Raw genomic sequence first — 13,829 nt, forward strand, 5'->3', positions numbered from 1 at the left:
TATTAAAGAAGGGAAAAACTGCGAAGTACCGCGCTTAATTTAGCATCATTTTCCGCAAGTTTGCGCAGTGCATGCACCAAACGTGTTGGTACGGAACCTTGTTCATGACGTAATTCCAGATCCCGCAACAAATTATTTTCAAGTTCCATTATTTTTTTCTCCAATGGGCGGGAGGCTGTTTTTCGATCCCAGACAATAAAGCCTATCAAACCCATAATTCCTGCCAGAACAACCAAAATCAAATTCCATATACGGTCATATTGATTTTCCAGGGCTTCAAATCTTCGATTCATTTCAGAACGAAAAGCTTCCTGGCCGGATTTCATTTCTTTACGAAGATCTGTAATGCGTTGATTCAGAGCAGACTGGCCAGCCTCCAACCCTGCAAGTTTTTCTATGATTTCCCGGTCTGATATACGCGGCGCAACTTCAACTGCCTGGATAGAGACCGGAAGGGAAAGTATAAGAGAAAATAAAATAAATAAAGTTATTTGCTTCATAATTAAAAAATAGTTTCTTTTTTGTTGAAAATCAAGCTTAAAAAATAAATTTTCTCATGTGGGGTTCCCACGCAGGAGCATGGGACCAGGCAAAAACCAGCATCTAAACAGTGTAAACTAAATTTGAAGGATGCCTAAATTTCAAACTTTTTTTCGTTCCCGGGCTCTGCCTGGGAATGCGTATCGCAAGGCTCCGCCTTGCATCTGCAGCACCCTGCAAACGCTTACAGCTCAAAGGTTTACATGTAATTGACATTTGATACGGCAATACAGCCCGTGAACGGTTACAAATCAGGTAATTATCTAACGGTCTATAATTACCCGGCCCTGTAAAGGTGATATTTAACCAACGCTGGTCATATACAACCACGATTTTCTCTCCCGCCCGCAGGACCATCCTTTTTGCTTCTCTCTAATTATCTGATTTCAAAAGCTTTTTTAAAAACAGCTCTTAAACCTGTTCAATGGCACATTGTTTGCTTATTTTTAATAAAATTTAACGCAAAAAAATTTAAAGGAGCATTCCGGTGCGGCATTCAATTTCAATATACGGTATTTCAGTTTTGTTATTTTTATCAAGCTTGGGTTGTACTGCTGCTGCGGCATCAAATACTGCTGTTCCCGATTCCATTGAACTTTACCTGATACAACTTATAAATAATGCCCGCGTAAATCCGCGGGCCGCAGCAAGCTCCATCGGCCTTGACCCTGAAAGTATTCTTGAATCGGATCCCGGGATCAGGGATATCCTTGAAAACGGCCTGCCGCCTCTTGATTATAACGGCAACATCCAGCTTGCGGCCAGGGAATGCGGGCGCAAGCTGCTGGCAGACAATTTGGTTAACAAAGGAGAATGCAGGCTTGAAAGCAGTCTCCGGGCGCGTGGCTACATACCGGCCTGCTCAAAAGAGATTACCGGCTCAATAATGTTTTTAAATTTTATCAGTAAGGAAGAGGCTGCCAATCTTGTTTTCAGGGATATTTTAAAAAAAGAGCTGAACGCAACGGCGGTTGAAGATTTAAAAGTATTAAGCCCGAATGTCAGTGAAATCGGGCTTAGCTTCCGGTCCGGGAATGTCCGGGCTGCCGGAGGCCATTATATGGCTTATCTGCTCACGGCTGATTTGGCGGCTAATATCTGTTCGAAAACCGGGTTTCAGCTCCATGCCCTGATTAATCAGGCCCGCTCCTTTCCTTTGGAAACAGCGCAGGCCTTATCCATTAATCCGGAAGATATTCCTGAAGATTTGAAAGAGAGTTTTAAAAACGGTTTGCTGCCTTATAATTTGAATGAAATGCTGGTTGCGGCTGCTGCTGATAAGGTAGATGAGCTTGCCCGGGATATTTACGATTCCCAAAATCCTTCCGGGTCATCAGACCCTTTGGACCCCGTTGTGGTTAAAGCCGGGCCTGAAGAGCGCCTGGCCGGTTTTGGTTATGAGGCCGGTTTTGCGGATCAGTTCACGGCTTTTCTGATTTCCGGCGGAACTGTGGCGCCTGGGTCTTCTTATGTTGCCGATCTCTTTTTCAAGGCTCAACTAAGGAAGGAACTCAGTCCTGATAATGAAAATCCTGTTATTTTTTCCGATATTTTAAATGAAAGCGGGATCCGCTTTTCATCAAGCGATGCAGGTAATCCTTTTAGTATGCAATTTCTGCTTGCGGCCGATTTCGGTTATGCAAAAAAAACGGCAGGCAGTTTTGTCTGCGGTATGGTTTTTGAGGATTTCAACAGAAACAGGCTTTACGATATTAATGAAGGGCTTGGCGGAATTCAGGTCAGGATATACGGAAATCATAAAAATTTGCTTTTTTTCACAAATTCCGCCGGCGGTTTTGAAATACCGCTTGAGTCCGGGAAATATATTGTTACCGCATATCTTCCGGATGGGGCGGAAGAAATACTTGTTGATATAATTGATAATAATGCGGCTGTCAGGTTTTTGGTTGAACTTGAAAATGACCGGATTTAAAATCAGAAGATATAATTATGAGTAACCGTTCACGGTTTACAGTTTACGGTTTTTTAAAAAAGGCAAAATTAATAAATCAGTACGTTTAAAGGAGGTGATGCCGTCAGGAGTAGAAAAAATTTAACCTTTTTTTACAACGCATGTTTTAATAATTAATTTTAGGAGAAATTTATGAATTATGGTAAATATAGAGGATGGCGACCATTATCCATCCTTATTATGATTTTTGCATTTGTGGCTCTTGTAACAGGCAGCGCTATGGCAGCGGCCGTCCTTACAGGAAACACAAATGCAAATCCAAAGATAATAAAAGATCAGGATTATCAAATAGCTTTGCCTGATTTTGATATTGATGACGATGATGCTCTTATGCTCTATTATACTACAGGCTGGGTGTTGGACAGCACAAATTCCGGTACCATGAGGGACCCTGATGGCACAAGTGATACGGTTTACCAGCCGCCGGATACAGAGGATTCAGGGGCATATTTTCAGATTCTTGTAAATGAAAATACTACCGCCACATTCGGCGATGCAGCAGATGGGTTCATGCTGTTAAGAGGCGTTCCTGATGAAGACGGCGCCGGTTTGAATGCATTGGATGGGGCGATTCCCGATATCCTTGTAGGCACTCTGCTTGCAACGGGAAATACTGCTAGTGATGAACTATATGTCATGTCAAGTTCAAAATTGGCTGGCCCTGGTTCTGTAACAGTAACCTCTGCAGCTATACCCGTTGATGCAGATCTTGTTAACCCGTTCTTGCTGGTGTCTGGTGATGATGCATTAGCTGCTGGTGATCAAGATGATGGCGCAACCGCCTATGATTTAGGCGCTGATACAGCAGAAAATGATAATGGAGAAGTCGAAAGTAATATCAGCATTGGCCTTACGAGTGATATGGCTGATCCGACCCTGGTAGATGCTGAAATTACCCTTGCGGATATTGTGTACGGCGGCAAGACAACATTCATATGCGCACTGGATCCGGATCCGGAAAAAAACATTATCAACGGTATTGCTACAGCCGAATTTGAACTGAATGTTTCTCTGCCCGAAATTGCTCCGGATGCATGGAAATCTGATTTTGGAAGCAAACCAGATCTGGATGACCTGAACACAAGTCTTGTATTTACAAACGGTGATTTTATTAATCCTTTTACTTTTATCTTCAAGGTCAATACACATACCGATAATTGTGAAGTAGGTTCAAATGACTACGATTTTACCTTCCTCAATGACGGTACGGTACTGATTACCGATAGCGATGATCTGAGTCTCAAAGCCACCTACTCTATCTTCTTTGATGATGACGCACTTACAAATATCAGCGCTGCTACCAGCGATGAACGTTCGGTTACTGTTACTGACGGCATAGGACCTTATGTTGTGGAGTCTGAAGCGGATTCCGATATTCCGGCTCTCTGGACCGTTAATGAAGATGGAGATACAAATGTTAATGCTATTTACGTTGCATTCAGCGAACCTTTGAATGCATCTGTTGCTACCAGTCTTACAGCATCTGATTTTGTGATCTGGGTTGATGCTGATGATAATGATACTGTAAATGATGGCGAAATTTTTACAAGCGCTGTTACTTCAGTTCAGGTTGTTGCTATTAACGACGTGGACGGCGACGGTGAGCCGGATAACGACGCGTGGGATTTAAACGGTGATGGTGAAGCTGATACCGGCGCGGATTATGGTATCAAGATTATCCTTGATGATACATCCATTGGTACGGGTGCTGAACCTTACATCCGTGTGGCAATAGCTGCTCCTGTTTCTGATATCAAGGATGCCGGCGGCGCAAACTATGGTATGTATTGTGGTAAAATACTTGGTGGAGCAGGTGATTACTTCCAGTTATTTAACCATTTCACATTTGATGATGCCGACACACCTAACGACGGTGAATATGCTAATGAGGCTGCAAGTTCTCAATTATCAGTCGCCGAAAGAAGACTTAGCGTTGTTAAGTCTCCCCAGGCTCAAGACAAAGCCGCGCCTGGAATTAAAACAGCAGAATACGATGCCGAAACAGGTGTCATGACGGTTACCTTTAATGAAGACTGGGCTGATGATGGTTTCGACCTCTCAGGCTACAGTGCCCAGCAGGCTTTTGTAATTCGCAATGCCGCAGGCAAAAAAGTAACCTTTGTTGGTGAGTTTGATGCTGTGGATGGTTTACAGGATGGCGGAGTTGCCGAGTTTACCATTAATTCAATCAGCGAGTCTGTCTCATTAGACTTTACGATTCAGGCCTATACCTATCCCATGAACGATAAAGTATTAATGGATGGTAATGGAAATTATGTTTCTGAATCGAATCAAGTTTCAATCTCAACGGAAGCTGCCACAAGCGCTGCAACTCCAACCTGTGATGCTGATCTTGGAGCAGGTATTTCCCTGATTCAAAATGACTCAACCCTGTTTTATGATCAGGCCAAGGTAATTTTCGGCAGCTCTCCTGAAGACGCTGATCCTGTTACCACGCTTGCCCTGGTTAAGGATACGGATGATGACGGAACATTCGATGCAACCGTAACAGATACTACCGAGATTAAGAATGCTCTTATTGAAATGTTTTTAATCTATGACGGCGGTGATGGAACCTGGAACAGGGCAGCCACAGCTGCTGCAATGACGAATAATTATGTTACCCTGACCCTGGAAAATCCAAGTTCCATCAGTACTAATGTAATAATTGAATATCATCAGTATACGGATGATTCTGATGTTGTCTACGCTTTATCCAACGCAGCTGATCCCTATGGCACAGTTAGTGCCGGTAGCTGCATGTTTGCCGGTCCAAGCGCCGGTGACTGGGGGGCATGCCTGATCGACAGCGACCTTGACGGATTGGTTGATTCTGTTGAACTTGTTTATGCCGGCGAGCTTATAGAGGCCGCAGACGGCACAGTTGATACCAGTGGTTTTTCGTTAACCCTGCAATCAGATGGAAGCGCGGTTCCGGTTGCAGATGAGGCCGTTATTTCCTATGACGAAGATAGTGATGAGACTACTCTGATCCTGGCGCTTGACCCGGACGGGGTAATCACTGACTGGTATCCAACAGATGATCCTGATGAAAAACAGGATCTTTATACAGACGCTAAAGATATGTTTTACATCCTTTATTCAGGCAGCACTTTGACAAGATCCGACGGAACAAAATTGCCTGAACTGGTCATAGACGACCAGGCAGATTGTTCTGCGCCGGTTCCTGTAGAAGCAGGCAATACCTGCGATGGTGATAATAATCTCCTGATAATAATGAGTGAGGATTTGGTTGACGCTGATCCCAGCTTACTTAACGGTCAGGAAGCAGGTAAATATTTTGTCTTTCTGGACGCGGATGGTAATTTCATCAATTCCGAAGGCTGGACACTTGAAACAAGTGTTTCTTCAGAACAGGATGAGATTGGCGTAAATTGTGACGGCGACGGCGACGGCTACGGCGGCGGCGGCGGGGTTGCGTATATTTACTTAAGCCAGGCCAACCGGCCGGAGGACGGAGGAGACATTAAAGATGAAGCTGGAAATCTTGAAGAAGATCCTCTTTACAACAACCAGCTTGATATTGGCACAAAGATTGAAGTAGCACAGTGCGGAGATGCTCTTCCGCAAATAGAATCTGCCAAAACCTTTGCCTGCTGTGAAGATACGGATGGTGACGGAAGCGATGATGTATGTTATTATAAATACATCTGGGTAAAACTCACCAAGGATGTTGTCCAGGCAGACCCAGGCATTAATATGCAAACTCCGGAAGGTATTTGCATGGCGTTTGAGGTAACCATCGGTAACACTGACTCCGGTGCTCTTAACCCGTATCAGAAGCTTACGGTAAATTCTGTTACCCTTGTAAATGGAAATGAGATTTTAATTGCCGTGCCTCATGTAGCAGATGAAGGTGGACTTGATGCCAACACCAATGGCCTCGGTTTCCGCCCGATTTCTATTACCTATCTGGATAACAGTGAAAAAGATGGGTATGACTATCTGATGGCTGACAATGGTGATGCTCTTGCAGGCGCAACTGTTGATGTTGAATGGAATGGGCTTGACAAAGGATCTCTTGAAGAAGACCGAACCGCAGATGTAGCTACCGTTGAAGTCTGGGGTAATCTGTCCAATTTCGATTTCCAGGGAGATCCTAACGGGGGAGCCCAGATTACGGCTTATGAGGCTTACCGTTATCTTGATGTTTCCCAGGATGAATACTACAATCTGGAAATAAGCTTTGACTACGGACCGCTTTCAAAAAATACCGGCGGCTCTTTCGGTCTTTATACAAAAGGCCAGACTCCGCAGTGTCACCAGAATGGTACATATATCACCCTGGTATACTCGGATGGCGATGGTGTATCTTCGTGTGAGGGCGGCACAGATCCTAACTATGGGGATATTGATCCGCTGACGGGTGCTGATGATATTGAGGACTTCGTAGAAGCCGGTTACTGTTATCTGCATACCGACATTGGATACTCTGGAGGTGATGCTGATGATGATGATAGCAGCTACGGAAGCAGCCAGGGCATAGTGCCAAGTGATGATATTTATAATATTAATTACGGTTTCAACTTTGGCCTCTCTCTTGATCCTGAACCGCAGGGCGAGCACGATTCTGTTTTTTATGTAAAGCTTACTGTGAAGGAAAATACAAGAGACGGATCAGCGACCATAACTGCCTCAGGCAGTTACGGCATCAAGGGTTCCGGTTCCAGGACAGTTGTAACTACCCTGGATGATGACTGGAAATTCTGGGATGGTGATCTGATTGCTAGCGCTACACCTCGTCCGGTTGGAAAAGCCTTTGTAGACTTTGGCGATACGGCCGGTCAGTACAAGATACTAGCCGTTGACGAGCTTGGAAAAGCTCTTCTTGTCAACGACGAAGCTCTTACGGATAACCAGGATGACGAAGCTCTTCTTGCCAAAGGGTCTACTCTCCAGGAATTGAAAGAAGCGATTCAATCCAGAATCATCGAAAAGAAAGTTGTGCTGGTACTCACAGAGCAGTATACACAGGAATGCTCCGGTACTGCTTCAGGCATCTGGGAGACAGACTATCCTGAAGCTACGGCTTCAAGGCACATCCTTCTTAACGGTGTAACTGATGATGTGGATATAACTTATTACTTCTGGACCAAGGACGGTACATGCAGGGCTGATTTTGACATGACCAAAATCTTTGACTATGATTTGGTCGATGGCTGGAATCTCCTGCCTGTTGTTGTAGATAAGGTTTATTATAAGAGTAAAGCGCCAAGCATCAACAAAGTATACCCCGGCGTTGACAAGACACCCAGGGCAACTGCCAATATTCAGGTTGCAAGCGTGTCTAGTGCTCTTATCGGTATTGATTCTGAAAGTGGTGTCCCGTTTATAGCCGGGGCTGGAGCCAAGCTTTTCGGCCTGGACGAAAACGGTGTTGTTTACGCTGCTTCATCTGATATATCATACCTTAGAGCAGGTTACGCATATGCGCTTAACAGCTCAAGCCTGACAAACAATAATGACGGCAGTGAAGTAGGCGGTGAAGAAGGTCACCCGCAGCTCTACATTTTCGGGTATGTATTACCTGATAATGGTATGAGCGGCGGCGCTAAACTTACTGCAAATGTTCTTGATGTGACTGATTCGTCTGATGCCAGAAGCAAAACCAATCTCGGATGGAATCTCATTGCGGACGTTGCCGACATTAATCTGCCTTCCGGCGAACTTGACTACGTAATCACCTTCACAGCAGGTGAATTCGAATCATGGATTAGTTCTGCCGAAACAGATTTAAACGATTTCAGCGCTATAACGAATTTATATACCGCTGATGATGATAAACCCAGGGGGAAAGGTTACTTTACCCATACATTTGAAGATTAAATAATCTTTAACCATTAACCGGCCTTTGGAAATATTATTCCAGGGGCCGCAATTACAATTCAATAAAAGCCCCGGCCGGTTTTCGACCGGGGCTTTTTTATATTTGTCAAAGTTTTAAGTGATTAACCCATCTTTTTGAGTTTTATGGGCAAATGCTCAAAATAAGCCTCATTTTAGAATTTTCAAAAATTTAATTTGAATGATTTTAATAGGTTAAAAATAATTTGCTCTGGCTTTACCAGTGTAGTGCCATAAAATAAAAAAATAACTTGACTTTTTATTGATATCCGCCTATATTGGGCAACATGTATATTAGAAGAACCACAATAAAAAGTCGAAAAGATGGCAAACAATATTACACCTATAGATTGGTTCAATCCGAACGAACTGCAAAGGGAGTCAGCCAGCACACATTAATTAATCTCGGTACGGCTTTTTCTCTGCCACGGGATCAATGGCCAGAATTATCTTCACGCATTCAGGAGATTATCAGTGGCCAGCAGAGTTTTTTCAAAATTTCTGAAGAAATAGAGGAGCTTGCTCAAAATTATGCAGCCCGGATTATTCACGCGCAACACAAAAATAAAGCTGAAAATAATAAGCCGGATTATCGCGAGGTAGATGTAGACAGCCTGGAAATGTTCAGGCCACGCAGTGTAAGCTGTGAACATGTGGCGCTGGAAGCGTTTGTTTTTTTAAAACTTGGTGAAGAACTAAAAGCCCTGGGATTCAATGGCCCTCAGCTCGCAGCAGCAACCGGTACAATAATAGGTCGTATGTGTCAACCAGGTAGTGAACTGGCAACTCATTACTGGCTCCAGAATGTTTCAGGCTTGGGTGAATTAATTGATTATGATTTCAACAAAATTAATCTATACAAAATGTATAAAATCTCTGATCAGCTTCTCAATAATAAGGAAGCCATAGAAAATCATCTATACTTACAAGAAAAGAATTTATTTGAATTTCAAGAGACAATAACCCTTTATGATCTTACCAACACTTATTTTGAAGGCAGCAGTAAAGCAAACAAGCTGGGGAAACGCGGACATTCCAAAGAGAAACGTTCTGATTGTCCACTGGTAACTTTGGCTTTGGTGCTGGACAGCAGTGGCTTTCCCAAGCGCAGCAAAGTATTTGAGGGTAATGTAAGTGAACCGTCAACATTAAAAAAAATGATTGTTGGTTTGGAAAGAAAGAATTTATCCCAAGAGCTGTTTAAGCCCTCAAAAGCGACTATAGTAATGGATGCCGGAATTGCCACTGAAGATAATATTAAATGGCTCAGGGAAAACAGTTATCCATATATTGTAGTTAGCCGAAAACATCATCGCGAATTTAATGAAGATGAAGCAGTTGTGGTAAAACAAGACAATGACTGCACAGTAAAAGTGCAAAAAATTATTGACTCAGAAAATGATGAGGTTTTGTTGTATTGTCACTCTACAAAGCGGGAAAAAAAAGAACAGGCTATTAATGATCGCTTTACCATTCGCTTTGAAAAGGCTGTCAGCAAACTTGAGTCAGGCTTGCATAAAAAAGGATGTCTAAAAAAATACGATAAAGTCCTGGAAAAAATAGGTCGTCTGAAACAGCAATATTCCAAGGCTGCAAAGCATTATAAAATAGAAGTATCTAAAAACGAAAAAAATGGCAACGCTGTTAAGATCCTTTGGACACGCCAAACGCTTGCGGACACAAAAGATAGTTTGCCGGGAGTATATTGTCTCAGAACAACCCATATGGAATTTGATGAAGCTACGCTATGGCGTACATATACAATGTTAACGGATTTGGAGGCTGTTTTTCGTTCACTGAAATCCGAGCTTGGGATGCGGCCGGTTTTTCACCAAATCACAAAACGGGTGACAGGTCATATTTTTATCAGTGTCATCGCTTACCATTTGATACATAGTATTCGTTACCGATTGAAAAAGACGGGGATAAACAGTAGCTGGTCTGATTTGAGAAAACAACTTGCAGGCCAAAATCGAGTAACAGTTTCCATGCAGTGCCGAAATGATAATGTTGTGCATGTAAGAAAAAGCACACGACCGGAATCACGACAACAGAAAATATATTCTGCTTTAGGGTTAAGCTCTCTCCCTGGCAGAACGATGAAAACAACTATCAAAAAAATAAAAGTAGTGCCATAACTAAGATTTTAAAAAAGTAACCTACTGTAATTATAGTGTTTGTTTTTTTTATTCAAAAAGATGGGTTAAGTTTTAAGTGTTAAGTGGTGTATTTCTTAAAACTTAACCACTTAAAACCTAAAACTTGTATTCCCTACAGTACCAGTCGGGCTGACAGCATTTGCTCCCTGGCCGAAACGATGACCAAGGCCCTTATATCTTATGCAACCAGCCCTGGGAAAAGATTGTATATTCCCCAATGAAATTTTATATGAAAGTTCGGCTCAAGGGGCCATTAAAATGAAAAGTCGGTCAAAAAAAAAAAAACCGGCAGCGGATAAAAAGGCGGTTTTCAGGAAAGTTTTTAGTTTATGGCAGGTTCAGGTTTTTTTACTTGCCGCCGCAACCATTGCGGTTTACATCCATACTCTTGATGTCCCGTTTTATTTTGATGATTTTTCTTCTATAAAAGAAAGTACTCTATTCACCCAGGGATGTGATATTAAATCACTCTGGAATTTTTCACCCCTTAGAATAACAGGCTATACTTCTTTCTGGCTGAATTATCACTGGCACAAATTTGATGTGACAGGATACCATATTATCAACCTGATAATCCATCTTTTTGCCGGTTATGCTGTTTTTCTGCTCGGAAGGGGGTTGCTCCTTTCTCCTGCCTTAAAAGGCAGAATCAGCAATATAACCGCAAAATGGTTTCCATTTATAAGCGCCGCGTTATTTTTGCTTCATCCCCTTCAGACCCAGGCGGTTACATATATTGTGCAGCGGCTGGCCTGCATGGCGGCAATGTTTTATATTTTTTCCCTTGCCTGTTATGTTTATGCAAGAATTTCAACCGATAGCAAGCAAAGATATTTATGGTTTTCAGGTCTTATATTTTTTTCAATTCTTGCTTTTTTCACAAAGCAGAATACCGTCACCCTTCCGGCGGCGGTATTAATAATTGAATGGATATTTTTTAACAGCGCTAAAAAACGGCTTGTTTTATGGGCTTTTTTTTCAATCATTCTATTCAGCGCTATCCTGGCTTTTGTCAGATATATTTCAGGGTATGATCCATTTTCCCTTGAAGCGCTGCAGGCCCTTACCAGAGACACAATAATTATTTCACGCAAAGATTATTTAAATACCCAGTTTATCGTATTATGGAAATATATTCGTCTTTTCCTGTGGCCTGCAGGTTTGCACCTTGACTATGATATTCCGATTGCGCCAGGTTTTTTTGATCCCCTGGTTCTTTGCTCCTTTGCCGGGCATCTCTGCATGCTTGCCGCAGCGATTTTATTAAAAAAACGGTTTCCGACGGTAACATTTGCAATTTTATTTTATTATCTGGCCCACCTTGTTGAATCAAGTCTAATCCCTATAAGGGACTTGATGTTTGAGCATAGAACCTATCTGCCGAACCTGGGGTTATGTCTTGGCGCGGGATATTCAGCGGCGGTTTGGCTATCGGATCGAAAAAGAAATATTGCGGTGCCGATTGTTCTGCTTTTATTGTTGTCTGCATCGGCTGCCACCTGGCAGCGAAACCGGATGTGGAGAGATCCGGTTCTCTTTTGGCGGGATTGCGCCAGGTATTCCCCGCAAAAGATGAGACCCTGGAATACGTTAGGCGTGATGTTGCTGCAGGAAGGAAAAGATGATGAGGCTGAAAAAGCATTCAGCAAAGCCATGGAGTGCAGACAAACTAAAACAGGCGCCCAGGCCGCCGCCTCAAACCTGATTATCCTGTACCGGCGCAAGGGAAGATTAAAGGATGCGCTGCAGATGGCGGATATTCTTTTAAAACAGGATTTAACTTCCTTAAATCGTTCCAGGGTGCTTAACAGCAAGGGGAATATCTATTTTGCCATGAAACAGTACTCCCGTGCTGAAAAATATTTTAAAAAGGCGCTTGAAATTTATCCGGAAAGTTTGTTTGCAATGAATAATCTCGGGCATATATTTATTATCAGCGGCAGGGTTCAAGATGCGAAAAATATATTTACCGAAATCCTTAAAATTGATCCTCAGCACAAAGAAGCAAAACATAATTTTGATTTGCTTCAAAAATTATTAAAAAAAGGGCGTTTGAAAATTGCAAATGATGATTGACGTGATAAACCCGGGCATAAGGGCGATATAGAATGCGTGTTCTTCATATCGGAAAATTTTACCCGCCTGTATCCGGCGGCATGGAAAATTTTTTAGGCGATCTCCTTCCTGCATTGCAAACTGCAGGAGTGAATGCCGCAGCCCTGGTGCACAGTCATTCGCCTGAACAAACCGGATTGATTAAAAATAAAAATTCCGTTCAAATTTGGCAGGCCCCATGCTATGGTACTTTGATTTATGCGCCTCTGAGCCCTTTGTTTCCCTTTATCCTGAGGCGCATTGTTCGTTTGTTTAAGCCGGAAATTTTGCATTTGCACATGCCTAATACATCGGCATTCTGGGCTTTATTCCATATGCCGGCAAAAAAAATTCCATCTGTGATTCACTGGCATTCGGATGTAGCTGTTTCTAATATTGATTTCCGGTTGAACTTTGCCTACAGGTTTTACCGTCCCCTGGAAAGCCTTCTCCTGGAAAGGTCAAGTGCAATATTTGTAACTTCCCCGCCTTATCTGGCAACAAGCAGCGCTTTAAAGCCATGGAAAAATAAATGCATAGTCGTTCCACTTGGTATAAATCCTGCGCGTTTAAAAACTGCATCTCTTGAATTGAAAAACCGGATGGAAAAAATATGGGGCGGCAGAAAGCCCAGAATTCTTGCAATAGGAAGACTAACATACTATAAGGGGCATGATGTGTTGATCAAAGCGGCATCAAAAACGCCTGACGCCATGGTTGTTATCGTGGGTGATGGTGAGCTCCGGCAGCATCTGCAGGATCTGATTAACGCAAGCGGACTTGCCGGCCGGGTGAAGCTGACAGGCCTTATGGAACAAGAGCAAGTTTGCGCACTGCTGGAAACGTGTGATTTCCTCTGCCTTTCTTCTGTTGAACGAACCGAGGCCTTCGGCCTTGTTCTTCTTGAAGCAATGCGATTTGGAAAGCCTGTTATTGCAGGCAATATAACCGGCTCCGGCATTGGCTGTGTTGTAAAACATAATAAGACCGGATTATTGGTCAGGCCGGACGATCCGGATGCTCTTGCGGCGGCGATAAGGATAATGTCGAAAAATTCGGAATTAAAAAACCGGATGGGGAATGCGGCTAAAGAAGAGTTTAATAAATTTTATAAAATTAATAATATTGCCCGGCAAATTGCAGCCGTGTATGATACTGTTTTATAGGCTTTAAGGGATGATCTCCGGACGCAGCGAAAG

Annotated in this window: 6 protein-coding genes; 5 read left to right on the forward strand and 1 reads right to left on the reverse strand. The window is 42.9% G+C overall.

What is annotated here, in order from left to right:
* Positions 1-2: 2 nt before the first annotated feature.
* The gene (locus BuS5_RS18445; RefSeq protein ID WP_027352888.1) at positions 3-500 is read right to left on the reverse strand and encodes a hypothetical protein; all 498 of its coding nucleotides are present in this window, start codon (positions 498-500) and stop codon (positions 3-5) included.
* A gap of 527 nt (positions 501-1,027) precedes the next feature.
* On the opposite strand from BuS5_RS18445, the gene BuS5_RS18450 reads away from it, so the two are divergent.
* From BuS5_RS18450 to BuS5_RS18470, 5 genes are all read left to right on the forward strand, one after another.
* A complete protein-coding gene (locus BuS5_RS18450; protein ID WP_027352890.1) occupies positions 1,028-2,473 on the forward strand; it encodes a hypothetical protein in 1,446 nt (481 codons plus the stop codon).
* Positions 2,474-2,644: 171 nt separating this feature from the next.
* Positions 2,645-8,359 (forward strand): hypothetical protein, encoded by a 5,715-nt coding sequence (locus tag BuS5_RS18455; RefSeq protein ID WP_027352891.1) that lies wholly within the window; start codon positions 2,645-2,647, stop codon positions 8,357-8,359.
* Positions 8,360-8,664: 305 nt separating this feature from the next.
* Positions 8,665-10,515 carry an IS1634 family transposase gene (locus tag BuS5_RS18460; RefSeq protein ID WP_274427756.1) on the forward strand — a complete coding sequence of 617 codons (1,851 nt, stop codon included), beginning with the start codon at positions 8,665-8,667 and terminating at the stop codon, positions 10,513-10,515.
* A 279-nt stretch (positions 10,516-10,794) separates the two neighbouring features.
* Positions 10,795-12,612 carry a tetratricopeptide repeat protein gene (locus tag BuS5_RS18465; protein WP_198012288.1) on the forward strand — a complete coding sequence of 606 codons (1,818 nt, stop codon included), beginning with the start codon at positions 10,795-10,797 and terminating at the stop codon, positions 12,610-12,612.
* Between the two features lie 32 nt (positions 12,613-12,644).
* The gene (locus tag BuS5_RS18470; RefSeq protein WP_027354535.1) at positions 12,645-13,796 is read left to right on the forward strand and encodes a glycosyltransferase; all 1,152 of its coding nucleotides are present in this window, start codon (positions 12,645-12,647) and stop codon (positions 13,794-13,796) included.
* The last annotated feature ends 33 nt before the right edge of the window (positions 13,797-13,829 follow it).

This window comes from Desulfosarcina sp. BuS5 (assembly GCF_028752835.1).
GTDB lineage: Bacteria > Desulfobacterota > Desulfobacteria > Desulfobacterales > BuS5 > BuS5.